A 16694-nucleotide genomic window follows, 5' to 3' on the forward strand; every position below is an offset into this window, starting at 1 on the left:
ACGGCCTATGCTGAAACAAACCGGTTTCGGGCCACCCAGTCAATTCGAACTCTCAACCGGTGCCGCGCGCAAAGCGGGCTCTGTCAACCGGGTTCCTGATCCCCGGAAAGCCCGGACGCAATGCGTTACAGGGCAATGGAGAAACCGTGTTCAATCGAAAGAACCTCTCATGACCCAGATCATCTACATTGTCGGTGCAATTGTCATCGTCCTGGCCTTGCTCAGCTTTGTCGGGCTGCGTTGACGATATGATCCTCTCTAGGAAAAATCCCAATGACCTATGAAAACCAGCCACAAAATCAGACAGCACCGCGTTTGGGTGCAGCGCCCATGGCCGAAGGGTCGTACCTCGATTGGCCGGCCGTTCTTGCCGGCGGCGTTTTCGCGCTTGCGCTCTCGTTCCTTCTGATCAGCTTCGGGACTGGCCTTGGGCTGTCGCTGACCTCGCCTTACAGGGGCGAAGGTGTGTCCGCGTCTTGGCTGGCCATTGCTTCGGGGATCTGGTTCGTCTGGGTCATGGTGACGGGCTTCGGCGCCGGAGGCTACCTTGCCGGGCGCATGCGGCGCCGGATCGGCGATGCAACGCCGGATGAGGTTGCCGTGCGCGATGGCACCCATGGGCTGATGGTCTGGGCCGTCGGCGCATTGGTCAGCACCGTCCTGGCCACCGCCAGCGTGGGCGGATTGTTGAGTGCAGGTGCATCCGCAGTGGGCTCGGCAGTGGGAACGGCCACTGACGTCGCCACTTCGGACTACTTTGCCAACGTCATGCTTCGCAGCGGAGACGCAAGCGCAGAAACGTCAGCAAACACGGGCGATACACCACCAGCAGAAGCAGATGGCAGGGACAACCCGGTGGTCGGCGGCGTGATCAGCGAAACAACGTCCGACGCGGGGAACGGCGCCATTTCTGCAACGACGCCGAGCGGCCAAACCGGCACGGAGCTGACCAACATCGACCCCGCAGTCCAGCAAGAGGTCGCCGGCATCCTCGCGCGCAGTGCGACCAGCGATCAGATGGTTGACCGCGACCGCACCTATCTGGCGCAACTTGTGGCGGCCAACTCCGGCCTTGACCAAGAGGCGGCGCTTGCCCGCGTCGACGACGTCAACGGCGAGATCGCGGATGCCCGCACCGCCGCCCTTGACGCTGCTGAAAATGCGCGGGTTGCCGGGGTCGTGTTCGGCTTCATCGCCGCGGCGACGCTGCTGATCGGCGCTATAGCGGCTTTCTTTTCCGCGACCGCCGGTGGTCGTCACCGGGACGAAGGCCTCGGACTGGATGTGCTGGCCGCACGGAACTGATGTGGCGCCGAATTCACCTGCTGAAAGGATATACCCATGCCTGCCCTAATCGCCTGGCTTCTCGGAGCGCCGCTGCTCGTCGTGATCATCATTGCCCTGCTGCTTTGATCCGCCATTCTCGCTCAAGACTACCGGACGTGACACTTCTGGAAAAGGAATCCCAGATGCCCAAGGAAAATCCGGCTGAACTTTTCATTCGCGTGCTTATGGAGGAATTCGAAAATTTACGGGTTCTCAGGAAATTCGGTTTCCCCAGTCAATACAAGGCTCAGCCAAAGCGATTCAGGCAATTTTCCAAAAACGACCAAGCGGACTGCCGCGGCAGGACGGAACCCCTTGATTGCCTGCAACTGATGTCGACCGCAGGACAGCCGCGTACTGCTCAACTTTTCGAAACGCAATGATCTGACCAAGTGCCGGAACTTTCCGGGATCTACGTCGGCTGTATAGCTGCGAAAATCGCCAAAAGTACAGATCCACCCGTCACAGGAGCTGCCCCAATGACAATCGAAACCCTTGAAGACCTGTTCCTTCATACTCTCAAGGACGTGCTTTATGCCGAGCGCCAAATTCTCAAGTCGCTCCCGAAAATGGAGCGCAAGGCGTCGGATCCAAAGCTAAAGGTCGCCCTATCAGCGCACAGGGACGAGACCGAGGACCATGTCTCGCGGCTCGAGGAGGTGTTCGAGATTCTTGGCAAACCCGCCCGCGGCGCGAAATGCGATGCGATGGTGGGGCTTGTCGAAGAAGCCGAAGCCCTCATGGCCGAAATCGACGACAAGGATACGATGGACGCCGCCCTCATCTCGCTGGCGCAAGCGGTCGAACACTACGAGATTGCCCGCTACGGAACCCTTGTGGCCTGGGCCAAGCAGCTTGGCCACGCCAATGCAGCGACCCTGCTCAAAAAGACGCTCGATCAGGAATACGGTGCCGACAGGGCGCTGTCCAAGCTGGCCGAGACGCGCCTGAATGCCGAAGCCGCCGCCTGAAACAGCCGACGCTTCCATGCACGCCCCCACGCGGCTCAAAGAAGCGCGGGGGAACCGGTCCGGCGCGTCCATCGGCGCGTGCCGGGCGGGACCCTTTCCGACGATCACCCCGCTCGAACCATTCACCCATTTCCGATCCTTTCAGGCGTCCGGTCGCATCTGTGCGCAGGACCGGTATGTCTGCGATCAACCAAAGGCGCGTATTCGATGATCGATCACAAGCATGAATTCCATGACCTCCTGCCGCTTGAGGTCGCGGCCCTGCGACGCCGCGCCCTCAAGCTGACATCGAACGAGCACCGGGCGCAGGATCTGGTGCAGACGACCCTCCTGAAGGCCTGGACCAATCGCGCCAGCTATCGACCGGAGACCAATTTACGCGCGTGGCTGTTCACCATCATGCGCAACACCTTCTTTTCCGATCTGCGCAAACTTCGCCGCGAGGTAGAGGATGTGGACGGCCTTTGCGCGCAAGCGCTTGCGGAGCCGCCGCGTCAGGTGGATGCGATCGCGCTCAAGGAACTGATCGCAGCCATCGGACAACTGCCGCGTGCGCAACGCCGGCCGCTTGTGTTGATGGGGGCTTACGGGTTCTCGCAACTGGAAGCCGCCGATGCCTGCGGCTGCACCATCGGCACGATCAAGAGCCGTGTGAGCAGAAGCAGGGCCACATTGAGCCTGATCCTTGCCCATGACGAAATGGATGCCGGCACCCTATCGCAGCGTGCCCGCCGCAGCGAAGGCGTCTCGCAGCACTCCCGCAGGGCAAATCTGCACGCCTTGACAAGCGCCCGGACACATTGAAGGCAGGACCGGTTTTGCTTGGTCCGCCCCTGCACCAAAGGGGCGCGGGAACGCATTCGGATCGAGCGCGTTTCTCCATCAAGAGATGTTCGAATGGCAAAGGGCCGGGCAAGGTCTGGACGAGTTCCGCCGTAGCAACGGGCATCGGCGGCCCGGATCTGCCGCCTTTGGCGGAGCCCGGGTTGCAAGACGATGGCCGCACCCTTTGCCAGGTGTGAACAGGCCCATCATTCTCCGGCAACGTGTTGCGCACGCCGGGCGCACGCCCGCACTGCATCCCACTAATGGGCCAGTTCCGGGCCAAACCTCAGGAGACACCACCATGTTTGGATTTTTCGTGGCGCTTGCGATCTTCGCGCTGATGCTTTTGACAGTCGTAGTCGGATTCCGCGCGTCCGAAAGGGCAGTCAACACCAATGACAGGACCAGACGGGCGCGTGAAAGCCAGCGCTCCCATGCCGCCGACGACCATACGCGGTAGGGTGGTCAGGGGCTGGTCGATGCAGAGACGACCCGCAAAGGCGCGGTCATTTGCCCTTGACCAGAACCGGGCCGGTCCGTGGCTCAGGCGTGCGCCCGGGCGCCGCATTGGGTTCGCGGTCACCCTCGACGAGCGGGGTGCTGGCGGTGCTGCAGCTCGTTTCGACAAGGACGTTTGCAAGGTCTACGAAAATCTTGAAATCACTCACCTAAAGCGGGACGCGGCTGGTGACGAGCATCCTGCCGTCGCGCCCATCACGGGCAACGACCCGGATGACTGAGGCTGCTTCTCAACTGGTATGACGCGTCCCGGCCCTTTCCATGCAGGCCACCTCGATGAGGTGGTCGCAGGCCAAGAGGCTGCGCAGGCCGTCCTCTGTGACCACATTCGACGCTTGATCGCTCATGACCTTTCCTTGCGTTTTTCTTCTGTCCGGGTGCAGTCTCGGGCGCGGGGGGCGCAACAGCGCGAGCGATGCAAGGCAACATGATCACTATCAATAAGATGATAACAGCTTTCCCAATATCTCCTTGCCTCGATAGTGGTGCTTCGAGAAAAATTCATGGTCTTGAAGGCGACAAGCTATTCAGAGATCAGCATGGGGGTAAACGCATAGCGCCGAGCTAGTTGAGCACCCGATACACCGGGTACCGGCGCCTGCACACAAATCGATGGATTTCCTTCGTTTGGTGAAATCCACTCATGCAGGCGAACGCCACCCGCGACCGCTTACCTAAAGACGCACATTGTCGATGGTGGACACCCAGCAGGCATTCCTTAGCCCGTCAGTGTAGGCACAGCGGATGAATACCTCATGATGATGGTGCACTGAATAAAAACAGCAGGGCAGCGACCCATCGCACTGGTCTTGTAAAGTCAGATGACCGGGTCACACGCCCGCCTATCCCCACTGAACGGCCTCGCAGCCTTAGGCGTATCATTGCCTAAAGCCGCGTAATAAACGCCTCGCGACCAATCGGGAGAAAGCCCATCGCCTAATTTAGGCCGCAGAGCCGATTGAATGGAAAGACGGGCAGGTAAGAAAGCACCTGCCCGCCGCTTCAATTGTGCGAACTATCAGCCGACTGGGCCGCCATTCTCATGACGCTGCCGTATCAAATCATTACGGTGTGCAGCCGCGTCATCCATCAGTTGCACCAACTGTATCAAGTTGCCGTCGCAATCCTTGATGAACTGAAAGCTAAGTCTCAGATCCGTATCCACGCGCTTGACCCAAGGCATCTCGACACCCTTGGCTTCCATATCTTCAATGGCTGCATCCAGATCATCCACTAGGACGGCAAATTGGGATATGCCGTGGACATTTGTGTGATCTGGAGGTTCGTGTCGCGGCGACAAGGTTGGCGCTGCATTTCCCTGTTGAAGAATTTCCAGACGAAAGCCAGCCTGCTCCATCACCGCAATTCGCGTGTTGAATTCAGGGAAATCCTTCCGGGTATACAGTGAATATCCCAATTTCTCGCCATACCATGCGATCATGCGGTCGATATCGGGGGTTGAGATGGTGACGTAAAGAAGCTGGATCGTCGTCATAGCGTTTCCCGCAGTCTTTGTTCGATACGTTTGGTCACCGGGCTCTCTGCGCCCAATGTTGCGGTGGATATATCCAGCACGGTCTTTCCGTCATGACCGCGCAGATCAAGCCGCGCCCCTGCGTCGATCAGAATTTCCGCACATTCGACGAAACCATGCCAAAGCGCGTCATGAAGTGGAGTATAGCCGTTGATCGGCCCTTGAACATCAAGGTCTATACCCGGATGGGCAACCAGCTTGCGCAAGATTTCAGCATTTCCATTATAGGTTGCCTTGTGGATCGGGTGCCCTTTGAACACCCAATCTTCGGCATCCACCTCGGCGCCGGCATTCAACAAAGCATCGATCAGATCCGTCCGACCATCACGCGCGGCAACGATCAATGGCGTGTGGCCGTCAAGGAAGGAATTGATGTGCGGGTGGACCGCGTTCACATCCGCGCCGCCAGCAATCAACGCCGCGGCCGTTTCGTTTTCGCCCTCGGTGATCGCGTAGATCAGTTGCTGCTCTTTTACCTGCTCGACTGTCTTCGCACGGGCATCATCGACAGCTTGCTTGACATATTCAACCTTTTTTCGCTCTTCTCCCTGGTTGACCTTTGTTTCAAATGCGATGTGATCATCAAGCGTAAAGCCGTAATGCGTGGTGAAGTTAAGATTCTGGCCCTTCTGAATTAGGAATTCAACCAGAAGTGGCCATTTATACCACAGGGCGTCCATAATGGGTGTATGGCCCATAGTGGGTGTCACGGCATCAATATGCGCGCCTGCGTCTAGCAACAGCTGCGCAACCTCGACGCTACCACCCTGTCCAGCTTTGTGAAGCGCTGTTGCACCCGTCTTGCTGTCAGTGGTGAAAACATCAGCGCCATGCTCGATCAGAAGTTTCGCAATGGCGGCATCACCACGCGCAGCAGAGATCATCAGCAATGTCAGTCCGGTTTCCTCATCCCTGACATTGGCGTTTCCTTTGTGCAGGGTCAGAAAGGTACGGACCTTTTCTATATCACCGGTCTTGACCGCATCCAGCAGCTTTTGATCGACGCCATCCAAGAAAGCCGCGACGACAGCCGCTGCGTCACAATAGCTTTTCCACTTTACAATCTTGCCATTGCGGACTTCCATCCAGCTTGCGAACAAGATCTCAAACTCGTTCCCCGTAGCAAGAACGGTCGAGATATCATGCACGGTACCAACCGCCACGTTATCCTCAACCACCAGATCAACAGGCTTGAAAACCTTTACGTCAACAATCCCATTGCGCGTGGAGAACTGGGCGAGAACTTCTTCAATTCCATGAGCCGTACCCATCCACGGAATGATATCGGTGACACCTTCAATTTTCGGCAGGTTGACCCATTCGATGCTTTCATCCAATAGGGCTATCGCGGCCGGATAATCCGCACGGTCAAGGGCATCAAACCATGCGTTCGCAATTCGGCGTGTTTCTTCTTGGCTCATTGGTTTTCCAATTCTGTGTTCAAGTCAGGACGCGACGAAGTCTTGAGCCAATACGAGTTCCATACAGCGTTCGGCGATACCAGCAATGGTCAAAGCGGGATTTACGCAGGTGCTTGAGCCCGGGATAAGCGCACCATCGACAACGTAAAGACCGGGATGTCCCTTTACTCGACCGGCATCGTCACAAACAGTGCCCATGCAGGCCCCACCAAGCTGATGTCCGGTAATTTGTGCCGACGGCGGATTGGCAACACCACCATTCGCGTCAACAAATCGCTGAACCAAGTGAATGGCCGCTTTTTGCGCCTCGATGTCAGGATCAAAATTTACGACAAGTTTGTCGTTCGCATCAAGCTCCATCGAACCGCGATGTGGGGTCATCGCGAAAATGAAGTTCGCCATCGAGTCGAGATTTGGATAGTCCTGCTCAAACCGCGGCAAGGGCGCGCGCATCATGACGCAGGGGTAGATCGGGTTCTCATAATTCATCACGACGATTGCTCCGGGACCGCCGAGATGTGGGTTGGTCTTCTCGGGCAATTCGGTCCGGATGGTAAATGTGTCGCCGTCGTTTCCAAGTCCCTGCCCCACGGCTGGATCAAGTCTGCCTAATGAACCCGACTTTTTAGCGCGCAGCAGCAGTTCTGTCGTTCCAAGGACGCCCGCCGCCAGGAACAGCTTTTCGCAAGTCAACTCTCGTACTTCGAGTACTTTCCCCGAGTCGTTGATGACATCCGCGGTAATCTTGTATCCTCCGGGGATCTCGGAGATTGCCGTGGTACGATGGTGGGTTTGGACAGTGACATTTCCGGTTTCTTCGGCACGCCGCAGATAATTTTGATCTAACGTCTGCTTTGCGCCGCTGTTCTGCCCAAACCAGAACTGTGCTCCGATTGTTGAGCCGACCCGTGTTCCGGCTATTTCTTCTCGGACCCGGTCCCAGTCTATTCCCATGGCAAAACGTGCCCGTCCGTCACGCATGTCGTTGGAGGTCGTTTCAACGAGAGGGAAACCGGCCTTCTCGGCTTGCTCCTCAAAAACTTTGAGGCCAAGGTAATATGAAGAATTAAGGATGTCGTCGGGGATTTCGGTGGCGCCAATCTCCTTGATCACCCGTGGGAAATATACGTTCGCCATTTCTTCGAATTCGATATGGGGGAACACTTTTCCCCAAAGCTCTTTGGGAGGTTCGATCAATATACCGCCATAAGCATGGCTGCCACCGCCGACACCGCAGCCGACCAGAAACTTGTATTCGCCAGCTTCGACGATTTCGAGAACCCCGACATAGGGCTCGATTGGGACGCCTTCATATGCGGGGGTGCGGGATACGGAATTCATCCACTCCGCGCGCTTGTCCAAGTCTTGAAAGGTTGAGAATGTGGCATCTATGGTCGGGTCTGCGATGTCCCATCGACGGCCACGTTCCAGAAGCATGGTATTCACGCCGGCTTGACCCAAGCGAAGGGCTGCTACGGCGCCGCCGAAGCCTGCGCCGATAATGATGGTTTCAGTATCCATTATGAAGTCCCGACTGTTGGTCCATTGTGTCGCTTGGCGGCCAGCACCAGACTTGCGGCTGGATCGATGAAATTGATGAGATCGGCCGTGCCTGCCGTCACAACATCGGAGCCGAGCGCGGCTTCCAACGTTTCCATATTTTGAAAATGGAACAGGGAAAGGCAGTCGAACGATGCACCTTCTTCGATTGCATGATACTGTTCGTACACCCCGAGACCGGGCATTTTCGCGTCCATGGCGGCATGAACGTTCAGGCTGTAGGTCGTAAATTCCGACATCGTCAAACCGGGTTTACGACGTACAAATGCTGCAAGGAAAACGCCGCCTTCGGTCGCTGTCCTATCCGCAATGATCTTATGCCTTTTGAACGGTTCGCTGCCTTCGATGTATTCAGCCTCTTTTATGCTGAAACCGTCAAGCTGTGGGGGCCCCTGATCCACGATGCTGGGACAATGCACGAAATCGGTCAGCCCGCTGCCATAATCCCGCATCGTTTCACCCGGCATAACCTTATGTATGTAGACCGTCATCCTGCAGGGCTCGCCGGATCAAGGGTCAGGCACCGGTGATCGTAAAGCCATTTGCCATCGACCTTTGTGATGGTATCGCTGTAGGTGCCAGAACGGATTGTCGGAGACGGGTTTTTGCCAATGTCCAAAGCAATGATGTAGCAGCCGGCTTTGACCAACACATCGCTGACGGGCTGGATAATCAATCCATTGGTCCAGTGGCGGGTCGTTTCGATGTCGGTGAATTTGGAGAATAGCTGTTCCAGATTGTCACGGCCAGACAGCTCCACCACAGTGGTCTTGTCAGACCTTTCGAGCCTAAAGCTGCCATTCACAGTGAATGTTTCTGCCCAGTTTCGCGCGGCGGAACCCGTCACGATCTGGTTCAAACCATCCAAGGCATAGAAGTGTCGGGCCAAAAGTTCGTAGATGTCGAGGCGGTCACCATCACTAATCATGTTTTGATCCTGCATGCCTTGAGACGCCCGTTGAAATTGATACGGAGAACGCACGTCAACGGATACATCTGTGCACGCTGCAAGAAAGGCATGCATTCAGCTAGCTTTGATACCTTTGGTCAAAGCGGGAAATATTGGGCGAAGGGATTGTTTTTTTTGGCATAAACCACCCTTTAGGAGGTTTAAAATATCTTTTTGGACAATTCCCTCACTGTCCGTTACCTGTCCCCGTGCGTCCGTCAATCATAAAAGGGGTCCTTGTGGCACGGTGTGCTTGGCTTCCCAACGTTGGAACGCCCTAAGGCAGAGTTTCCGGCTTTTGCACTGTTTGAGCGGGGACGCTGCGGGGTGAACTGGACCAGATCGCCGAGTTGCGGGGCTATCCCTGCAGGGTGGTAAACGACAACGTCCCTTGTCGAGAGCTTCAACGGCCGCCTGCGGGACGAGTGCTTCAACGCTCACATGTTCCCCAACCGTCGTCCGTTGGGCTCAAACCAATGGCGCCCTTATCGGACGACCATTCCCGTCACCTGATCGCGGCATGGCAGGACGACTACAACCATCAACGCGCGGCTACGAGCCGCAAAGGGCTCACGCCGCGGGAGTTCCTCAACCGGTCAGTAAAGCACCCAACCCTGAACAGGATTAACGTCTGAACAATCACAAACTGGGAAGCAGGTCGGGCCAAACCCCAATATTCAGTCTAAGCCCCTGAAAACACACATCGCATCAAGTGGCGAGTGTAGACCCTCCCAAGCGACAGGTTACAGGTTCGCATTCTGTTGGGGTCACCAGCCTCAGCCGATCACGCCCGCGGCGCGCAACTCTGCGATGCGAGTCGGATCGAACCCGGCCTCGGCCAGAACCTCGTCGCTGTGCGCCCCCAGATCGGGGGCGGGATGGCGGACTTGCAGGGGTGTTTCCGAGAATTTCACCGGAAAGCCGACCATTTTGACGGTACCATGACCGGGATGGGGCACCTCCAGCACCATGTCCTGCGCGGCGACCTGCGGGTCGGCCAGCGCCTCGGTCAAAGTCTGCACCCGGCCGCAGGGCACGCCCGCAGCATTCAGGCGGGCGATCCAGTTTTCTTGCGTGTCTTGGGCCAGCGCCGCGTCGATCAGCGCGTTCAATGCCGGGCGGTTGGCCAGCCGCGCCGCGTTGTCGGCAAAGCGCGGGTCGGACAAAAGATCGGGCAAACCGATCTCGGCCAAAAGCCGCTTGACGATGGGAAGGGTCGAGGGGGCGATGGCAATGTCGCCATCTTGCGCGCGAAACAGACCATAAGGCGAGGCGATGGGATGGTCGTTGCCCGTGGGCACCGGGTCGCGGCCGGTGACGAGCGCGTTGGCCGAGAGATAGGCCAGCATCGACATCGTCGACATCATCATCGACGCCTCGACCCTTTGCGCCGGGCCACCCCTGTCTCGACCCGTCAGCGCCGCCACGGCGCCGAGCGCGGCGTAGAGGCCCGCGACCAGGTCGGTGAGCGGCGGGCCGGTGCGCAAGGGGCCGGTGTCCGGCCTGCCGTTGGTGGTCATGTAGCCCGACATGGCCTGCGCGATGAAGTCGAAGGCGGGGCGGTCGGCATATGGGCCGGTCGAACCGTAGCCGTTCACGCTGACAACGATCAGGCGGGGGTTGATCTGCGCCAGCCGTTCGGGCGTGAAGCCCATTTCGGACAGCACACCGGGGCGGAAGTTCTCGGTCAGGATGTCGGCATCCGCCAGCAACCGTTCCAGCACCGCCAGCCCTTCAGGCTTGCGCAGGTCCAGCACGACCGACCGCTTGTTGCGGTTGAAACTGGCGAAATACCAGGAAAACCCATCAACCTTTTCGCCCTGCCCGCGGACATGGTCGCCTCCCGGCGCCTCGATCTTGATGACGTCGGCCCCGAGGTCGCCAAGGATCATGGCGCAGAACGGACCGGAGAGAATGCGGGTAAGGTCGATCACCCGCACGCCGGAGAGGGGAAGCGCCGTCATCCCGCCGCCGTGGCGGTCAAGCCGGGGTCGTAGCGGCGCAGGCGCGGGCCGGATTTGAGGACCTGCCCGGGCAACTCGCGGCCTAGGGTGGCCTGGGTAAGGCGGGCGGCGCCGACAAGGCGGTCGAGATCGACACCGGTGTCATAGCCGCTTTCGTTCAGAAGGTAGATCAGATCCTCGGTGCAGATGTTTCCGGTGGCCCCCGCGGCGAAGGGGCAGCCGCCCAAGCCGCCGACGGAGGCGTCGTAATGGGTCACGCCCTCGGCCAGTCCGGTCATGACACACGCAAGGCCTACGCCGCGGGTGTTGTGGAAGTGCAGCCCGATGCCCAAGCCCGGCGCCTCGGCCCGGATCGCGCGGACGGCGGCGCGGACTGTGGCCGGGGTCGCCATGCCGGTGGTATCGCCAAGGCCCACGGATGTCGCGCCGAGGTCCTGATAGCGCTTGGCGATGCGGGCGACCTGCTCGGGGGGCACGATGCCTTCGAACGGGCAGCCGAAGGCGGTGGCGATGCCGCCCTCGACGGCGATGCCGGAATTGTCGAGCAGCGTGAAGACCGCCTCAAAATCCTTGAGCGAGGCGTCAATGGAGCGGTTCACGTTCTTGAGGTTGTGGGTCTCGGACGCGGAGACGACCGTGTGGACGGCATCGACGCCGCAGCCTGCAGCCCGCTCGGCGCCCTTGAGGTTGGGAATGAGCGCGGTGATCAACGCCCCCTCGGGCCGGTCGATCCCCGCTAGCACCGCCTCGGCGTCGGCCAGTTGCGGCACGGCGCGGGGGCTGACGAAGGAGGTGACCTGCATCGCGCGAATGCCGGAGGCGAAGAGCGCGTTGATGATCTCGATCTTCTTCGCGGTCGGGATGAAGGCGGCCTCGATCTGGAAGCCGTCGCGGGGGCCGACCTCGCAGACGGTGATAGGGGCACCTTCGGGCACGGGCGCGGTCTGTAGCGATGCGGTGGCGGCCATGGAATATCCTTTGCGGGATCGGTCAGAGCAGCGGTTCACACTGCGTCCCGTCCATATTGGCGCGCCGGATTTCACGTCGGCAAGGGTCGTCTCGTCACCGGACCGCCCTGCCGCATCTTGATCCTTTATGCTGCATGGGCAGAAAATTCCCGCCCGGAAAGGGATACACTTGCGTGTGAAAAGACCGCCTAAAGATTAAAAACATAAATTTTTTCAATAAATTATGCCCATTTTCCAGATACTTTTCTGCGATGCAGCTTGATATCGCCAACCATCCGTCTGCCATGAAATATTGCGATGGCAGATGTGAACGCTTGTCATGGTCACTTGCAAAACGCGTTTTGATACCCTTCCCTGCTATTCGTTTTTCCAAGGGAGGATAGACCTATGACCCTTCGCACACTGACATCCGTGAAACTCGGGGCTGTGCTGGCGGCGGCGCTGACCGTGACGGCAGCACCGGCAACGGCCGCCGAATGCATCGCCCCATCGAACCCCGGCGGCGGCTGGGATTTCACCTGCCGCACGATCGGCCGCGTGCTGAGCGAGCTTGGCCTCGTCCAAGGCAACGTTCAGGTGACCAACATGGCCGGCGGTGTCGGCGCCGTTGCCTTTGCCATGGTCGCCAATGATCGCCCGGGCGATGAGGACCTGATCGTCGCCACCTCGACCGTCGGCGTGACGCAGATGGCGCAGGGCCGCTATCCCGCGCCGCTGGAAACCATGCGCTACCTTGCAATGCTGGGTGCCGACGTGGGCGTGATCGCGGTCGACAATGACAGCCCGATCCAGACCTTGGCAGAGCTGACCGCCGCCATGGTCGCCGATCCCTCGGCGCTGGTCACCGGAGGGTCGTCGGGTGCCGGCGGTTGGGACCACATCCGCCTGCTGATGGTGGCGCAAGATGCCGGCATCGAGGATCTCGGCGCGATCCGCTGGGTGCAATTCGATGGTGGCACCGACGCCGTGACCCAGATGATGGGCGGCCAGATCTCGGTGGTCTCGACCGACCTTGGCGAGATCGCAGGCTTTGTGGAATCGGGTGATATCCGCGTCCTTGCGGCGCTGTCGGACGATCCGATCCCGGCCTTCCCCGACATCCCGACCGCGATATCTCTTGGCGTGGACGTGACCGGCTATAACTGGCGCGGCCTCTACACTGGTGGTCAGGTCTCTGACGAAGCCTATGCGGCTTGGGTCGAGCGGCTTGAAACGCTCTACAATTCCACGAACTGGCAGGAAGCGGCCACCTCGGCCGGCCTTGTGCCGATCTGGCGCGGCGGGGCCGAGTTCGAAGCCTTCGTGCGGGAACAGGCTGCCGTCATGGAAGAGATCTCGCGCGATATCGGGATCATTCAATGACACGAATGAGCGTCAGGCTCTTCGGCGCCGCGGTCTTTGCGATCGCGGCGCTCTACACGCTTCAGTCGCAGCAATATCTCATCACCTTTGGTGATGTGCTCGGCCCTTCGGTATTTCCAGTCATCGTCGGCATTCCGATGATGATCCTGTCGGCCTCGCTGGTGGTGTTTCCCACCGGCGATGTCGCATGGCCCGGGCGGGACAGGCTTTGGCGGCAGGCGGCCGCGCTGGCTGCCTTCGTAGGCTACACGCTGGTGATGGAGGAGGTCGGTTTCCCGATCGCTACGGCGGCGCTGATCGCGCTGATCGGTTTCATCATGGGGGGGTCACCCTGGCGTGCGCTGGCGCTTGGGGCCGTGTTCGGACCGGGGCTCTGGGCGCTGTTCGACCAGGTGCTTGGATTGCCGCTCGATTTTCTGGGGACGCTCTTCGGCTAGGGCCGGACGGGCGAGGGGAGACCGTTCATGGAAGTGTTCTCGCTGATCGGCAACGGATTTCTGATCGCGCTGACGCCGCTCAACATCGGCCTTTTGCTGTTGGGCTGCTTTGTCGGCACGCTTTTGGGCGCGCTGCCCGGCCTTGGGCCGGTCAACGGGGTGGCGGTTCTGATCCCGCTGACCTTTGCCTTCGGGTTCGATCCCACATCCTCGCTGATCTTGCTCTGCGCGGTCTATTTCGGCTGCATGTATGGCGGGCGCATCAGTTCGATCCTGCTCAACATTCCGGGCGACGAGCCCGCGATCATGACCACGCTCGACGGCTACCCGATGGCGGTGCAGGGGCAGGCGGCGAACGCGCTGGCGATCTCGGGCGTGGCGTCCTTTGTCGGCGCGACCATCGCGGTGATCGGCCTGTCGCTGTTTGCCCCGGTGCTGGCGCGCGCGGCGATCCATTTCGGGCCTGCGGATTACTTCGCCCTCTACATCCTTGCCTTTGCCACCATCGGCGGCATCGCGGGGGTGGACCCGCGCAAGACGTTGCTGTCCGCCGCCATCGGCCTGATGATGGCCACCGTGGGGATCGACCCGATTTCCGGCGTACCGCGCTATACCATGGACAGTTTCCATCTGTATGACGGCATTCAGCCAATCATCGCGCTGGTGGGCCTGTTCGCCATCTCGGAAATCTTGCTGCTGCTCGAAAAGACCGCCAAGGACCGCCCCAAGGCGATCAAGGTCGACCGCTGGTTGCCGCAATGGTCCGCGATCTGGCCGACTCGCTGGGCGATGCTGCGCGGGTCGGGGATCGGGTTCGTCGCGGGGGTTCTGCCCGGCGCGGGCGCGTCTCTGGGCTCGTTCATGGCCTATGTGTTCGAGAAGCAGAAATCGAACAAGAACGGCACCTTCGGCAAGGGCGACCCACGCGGCGTCGCGGCGCCGGAGGCGGGGAACAATTCGGCCGCGGGCGGCGCGCTGATCCCGATGCTGTCGCTGGGCGTGCCGGGGTCGGGGACAACGGCGGTGCTGCTGGCGATGCTGATCTCGCTCAACGTGCAGCCGGGGCCGCTATTGTTCGAACGCCAGCCCGATCTGGTCTGGGGTCTGGTCGCGTCGCTCTACCTCGCCAATATCGCGCTGCTGGTCCTGAACCTGCCGATGATCGGCATCTTCACCCGGCTGATGATGACGCCGACATGGGCGTTGATGCCGGTTGTGGCGGCGATCACCTTTGTCGGCGTCTATGGTATTTCGAACTCGATCTTCGACCTCAAGCTCATGGTTTTCTTCGGGGTGCTGGGCTACATCTTGCGCAAGCTGGACATCAGCCTTGTGCCCCTCGTGCTCGGCCTGCTGCTCGGCGGCGACATGGAGCGCAACCTGCGGCGCGCGATGTCGATCTCGGGCGGGGATTGGGGCATCTTGATCGCCAGCCCCATCTCGATCACGCTCTACGCCCTGACCATCGGCTTTCTCGCGCTGTCGGTCTGGCTGGCCGTACGCGACCACAAGCAGACCAAGGCCGAACGCCTGACCGAGGGCTGATCGGCCGATGGCCTACGATCTGGTCACGCTGGCGCTGTTTCGCAGCGTCGCGGCCAGCGGCAGCATCGCCCACGCGGCGGCGCTGCACGGGCTGGTGCCCTCGGCGGTGAGCAAGCGGATGGCCGATCTGGAGGTGGAGGTGGGTGCGGCGCTTTTGCAAAGGCATCGGCGGGGCGTCGATCTGACGGCCGCCGGTAAAGACCTTCTGCGGCATGCCGAGGCGCTGCGCGATGCCGTCGACCGGATGGAGGCCGAGATGGGCGCGCACGCCACCGGGCGGCGCGGCGCGATCCGGGTGGCGGCGAACAGTTCGTCGATCTCGCAATTCCTGCCCGAGGATCTGGCCGAATTCGTGGCGGCCCACCCCGATCTGAGCGTGCACCTGACCGAGATGACGAGCGTCGAGGTGATCGAGGCCGTGCGCGCCGGACGCGCGGATCTGGGGATCTATTCGGGCCTGACCGAAGGGTCCGGGCTGACCCTGATGCCCTATCGGCGGGACACGCTGGTGGTGGTGATGCCCTCTGATCATGCGCTGGCCACGCGGCAGGCCCTGAGGCTGGCCGATGTCGTGAACGAACCCTTTGTGGCGCTTCAGACGGGCAGTTCGATCCAGACATGGCTTGACCGCCGCGCTGAAGAGATCGGCACGCGCATCCTACGTCAGGTGGCTGTGCAAAGCTTTGACGGTGTGCGGCGCATGGTGCAGGCGCGGCTTGGCATCGCGGTCCTGCCCTTCGGTGCGGTGGAGCCCTATCTGGATTCCACGCGCCTTGCGATGGTGCCGTTGGACGAGCCTTGGGCAACGCGCGAGTTGGTGCTGGCGGTGCGCGACCCGGGCGCGATCAGCCCGCAGACAGCATGCCTGATCGCCACGCTGCGCGGACAGGCGGAATGACGGAACACGAAAGGGAATAGGATGGGAACCTTTGACGAGGATCTGTTCGAAAAAGGTCTGGAACGGCGCAAGGCGACATTGGGCGATGACTATGTTCAGAAAAGCCTCGATGGGGCCGATGAGTTCACGCGCGGCTTTCAAGACGCGATGACGGCATGGTGCTGGGGCTTTGGCTGGGGCGATGACGCCATAGACGCCAAGACGCGCAGCATGATGAACCTCGCCATGCTGGGCGCGCTAGGCAAGATGCACGAATGGGAAATCCATTGCCGGGGCGCGCTGAACAACGGCGTCACCATGGAGGAGATCCGCGCAATCTGCCATGTCGTGGCGATCTATTGCGGCGTGCCGCAGGCGCATGATTGTTTCCGCACCGCGCGCAAGGTGCTGGAGGAACGCGGGCTTTTGTAGCCCG

The 16694-nt window shown here is 60.2% G+C and carries 16 protein-coding genes and 1 pseudogene; 10 read left to right on the forward strand and 7 right to left on the reverse strand.

Annotated elements, in window-relative coordinates:
* Nucleotides 1–273 precede the first annotated feature (273 nt).
* From C7455_RS05765 to C7455_RS05775, 4 genes are all read left to right on the forward strand, one after another.
* Nucleotides 274–1305 carry a hypothetical protein gene (locus tag C7455_RS05765; protein WP_109666439.1) on the forward strand — a complete coding sequence of 344 codons (1032 nt, stop codon included), beginning with the start codon at nt 274–276 and terminating at the stop codon, nt 1303–1305.
* Nucleotides 1306–1442: 137 nt separating this feature from the next.
* The gene (locus C7455_RS19865; RefSeq protein WP_211315451.1) at nt 1443–1709 is read left to right on the forward strand and encodes a hypothetical protein; all 267 of its coding nucleotides are present in this window, start codon (nt 1443–1445) and stop codon (nt 1707–1709) included.
* 96 nt (nt 1710–1805) lie between these two features.
* Nucleotides 1806–2297, forward strand: coding sequence for a YciE/YciF ferroxidase family protein (locus C7455_RS05770; protein ID WP_109666440.1), 492 nt, complete (start codon nt 1806–1808; stop codon nt 2295–2297).
* 207 nt (nt 2298–2504) lie between these two features.
* A complete protein-coding gene (locus C7455_RS05775) occupies nt 2505–3101 on the forward strand; it encodes a sigma-70 family RNA polymerase sigma factor (RefSeq protein ID WP_109666442.1) in 597 nt (198 codons plus the stop codon).
* A 1558-nt stretch (nt 3102–4659) separates the two neighbouring features.
* Here the strand turns inward: C7455_RS05775 and C7455_RS05785 are convergent.
* Genes C7455_RS05785 through C7455_RS05805 form a run of 5 tightly spaced genes read right to left on the reverse strand, consistent with a single transcriptional unit; the run spans nt 4660 to nt 9180 of the window.
* On the reverse strand, nt 4660–5136 hold the full coding sequence (locus C7455_RS05785) for a VOC family protein (protein ID WP_109666444.1): 477 nt from the start codon (nt 5134–5136) through the stop codon (nt 4660–4662).
* Complete coding sequence (locus C7455_RS05790) at nt 5133–6596, reverse strand: ankyrin repeat domain-containing protein (protein ID WP_109666445.1); 1464 nt, start codon at nt 6594–6596, stop codon at nt 5133–5135. Before C7455_RS05790 ends, C7455_RS05785 begins: the two co-directional genes overlap by 4 nt.
* 24 nt (nt 6597–6620) lie before the next feature.
* The gene (locus C7455_RS20595) at nt 6621–8117 is read right to left on the reverse strand and encodes a GMC oxidoreductase (RefSeq protein WP_109666447.1); all 1497 of its coding nucleotides are present in this window, start codon (nt 8115–8117) and stop codon (nt 6621–6623) included.
* Nucleotides 8117–8647 (reverse strand): EthD family reductase, encoded by a 531-nt coding sequence (locus C7455_RS05800; protein ID WP_109666449.1) that lies wholly within the window; start codon nt 8645–8647, stop codon nt 8117–8119. Before C7455_RS05800 ends, C7455_RS20595 begins: the two co-directional genes overlap by 1 nt.
* A complete protein-coding gene (locus C7455_RS05805) occupies nt 8644–9180 on the reverse strand; it encodes a nuclear transport factor 2 family protein (protein ID WP_109666450.1) in 537 nt (178 codons plus the stop codon). Before C7455_RS05805 ends, C7455_RS05800 begins: the two co-directional genes overlap by 4 nt.
* A gap of 254 nt (nt 9181–9434) precedes the next feature.
* Here C7455_RS05805 and C7455_RS20445 point away from each other — a divergent pair.
* Nucleotides 9435–9740 (forward strand): annotated as a pseudogene (locus tag C7455_RS20445) (integrase core domain-containing protein); the annotation flags it as partial.
* 141 nt (nt 9741–9881) lie between these two features.
* On the opposite strand, the gene C7455_RS05810 reads toward C7455_RS20445, so the two are convergent.
* Together C7455_RS05810 and C7455_RS05815 are read right to left on the reverse strand one after the other, a co-directional pair.
* Complete coding sequence (locus tag C7455_RS05810; RefSeq protein ID WP_109666452.1) at nt 9882–11069, reverse strand: CaiB/BaiF CoA transferase family protein; 1188 nt, start codon at nt 11067–11069, stop codon at nt 9882–9884.
* Entirely contained in the window at nt 11066–12037 is a 972-nt protein-coding gene (locus tag C7455_RS05815) for a hydroxymethylglutaryl-CoA lyase (RefSeq protein ID WP_109666454.1), read from the reverse strand. The genes C7455_RS05810 and C7455_RS05815 overlap by 4 nt, the downstream gene beginning before the upstream one ends.
* A gap of 387 nt (nt 12038–12424) precedes the next feature.
* On the opposite strand from C7455_RS05815, the gene C7455_RS05820 reads away from it, so the two are divergent.
* Genes C7455_RS05820 through C7455_RS05840 form a run of 5 tightly spaced genes read left to right on the forward strand, consistent with a single transcriptional unit; the run spans nt 12425 to nt 16690 of the window.
* Nucleotides 12425–13399 carry a Bug family tripartite tricarboxylate transporter substrate binding protein gene (locus C7455_RS05820; protein ID WP_109666455.1) on the forward strand — a complete coding sequence of 325 codons (975 nt, stop codon included), beginning with the start codon at nt 12425–12427 and terminating at the stop codon, nt 13397–13399.
* Nucleotides 13396–13836: a tripartite tricarboxylate transporter TctB family protein gene (locus tag C7455_RS05825; RefSeq protein ID WP_245904240.1), complete on the forward strand. Its 441-nt coding sequence runs from the start codon at nt 13396–13398 to the stop codon at nt 13834–13836. Before C7455_RS05820 ends, C7455_RS05825 begins: the two co-directional genes overlap by 4 nt.
* Before the next feature lie 27 nt (nt 13837–13863).
* Nucleotides 13864–15381 (forward strand): tripartite tricarboxylate transporter permease, encoded by a 1518-nt coding sequence (locus C7455_RS05830; protein ID WP_109666458.1) that lies wholly within the window; start codon nt 13864–13866, stop codon nt 15379–15381.
* A 7-nt stretch (nt 15382–15388) separates the two neighbouring features.
* Entirely contained in the window at nt 15389–16279 is an 891-nt protein-coding gene (locus C7455_RS05835) for a LysR family transcriptional regulator (protein ID WP_109666460.1), read from the forward strand.
* 21 nt (nt 16280–16300) lie between these two features.
* Nucleotides 16301–16690, forward strand: coding sequence for a carboxymuconolactone decarboxylase family protein (locus C7455_RS05840; RefSeq protein ID WP_109666461.1), 390 nt, complete (start codon nt 16301–16303; stop codon nt 16688–16690).
* Nucleotides 16691–16694: the final 4 nt, after the last annotated feature.

The sequence above is a fragment of the Roseicyclus mahoneyensis genome (genome assembly GCF_003148775.1).
Classification (GTDB): Bacteria; Pseudomonadota; Alphaproteobacteria; order Rhodobacterales; family Rhodobacteraceae; genus Roseicyclus; species Roseicyclus mahoneyensis.

Excerpts from the sequence above, each read along its gene's own strand:
- C7455_RS05775 (WP_109666442.1), top strand. The coding sequence starts at position 2,505 with ATGATCGATCACAAGCATGAATTCCATGACCTCCTGCCGCTTGAGGTC.
- C7455_RS05815 (WP_109666454.1), bottom strand. The coding sequence starts at position 12,037 with ATGGCCGCCACCGCATCGCTACAGACCGCGCCCGTGCCCGAAGGTGCC.
- C7455_RS05820 (WP_109666455.1), top strand. The coding sequence starts at position 12,425 with ATGACCCTTCGCACACTGACATCCGTGAAACTCGGGGCTGTGCTGGCG.
- C7455_RS05840 (WP_109666461.1), top strand. The coding sequence starts at position 16,301 with ATGGGAACCTTTGACGAGGATCTGTTCGAAAAAGGTCTGGAACGGCGC.
- C7455_RS05825 (WP_245904240.1), top strand. The coding sequence starts at position 13,396 with ATGACACGAATGAGCGTCAGGCTCTTCGGCGCCGCGGTCTTTGCGATC.
- C7455_RS05800 (WP_109666449.1), bottom strand. The coding sequence starts at position 8,647 with ATGACGGTCTACATACATAAGGTTATGCCGGGTGAAACGATGCGGGAT.
- C7455_RS05810 (WP_109666452.1), bottom strand. The coding sequence starts at position 11,069 with ATGACGGCGCTTCCCCTCTCCGGCGTGCGGGTGATCGACCTTACCCGC.
- C7455_RS20595 (WP_109666447.1), bottom strand. The coding sequence starts at position 8,117 with ATGGATACTGAAACCATCATTATCGGCGCAGGCTTCGGCGGCGCCGTA.
- C7455_RS05830 (WP_109666458.1), top strand. The coding sequence starts at position 13,864 with ATGGAAGTGTTCTCGCTGATCGGCAACGGATTTCTGATCGCGCTGACG.
- C7455_RS05835 (WP_109666460.1), top strand. The coding sequence starts at position 15,389 with ATGGCCTACGATCTGGTCACGCTGGCGCTGTTTCGCAGCGTCGCGGCC.
- C7455_RS05770 (WP_109666440.1), top strand. The coding sequence starts at position 1,806 with ATGACAATCGAAACCCTTGAAGACCTGTTCCTTCATACTCTCAAGGAC.
- C7455_RS05805 (WP_109666450.1), bottom strand. The coding sequence starts at position 9,180 with ATGCATGCCTTTCTTGCAGCGTGCACAGATGTATCCGTTGACGTGCGT.
- C7455_RS05790 (WP_109666445.1), bottom strand. The coding sequence starts at position 6,596 with ATGAGCCAAGAAGAAACACGCCGAATTGCGAACGCATGGTTTGATGCC.
- C7455_RS05785 (WP_109666444.1), bottom strand. The coding sequence starts at position 5,136 with ATGACGACGATCCAGCTTCTTTACGTCACCATCTCAACCCCCGATATC.
- C7455_RS05765 (WP_109666439.1), top strand. The coding sequence starts at position 274 with ATGACCTATGAAAACCAGCCACAAAATCAGACAGCACCGCGTTTGGGT.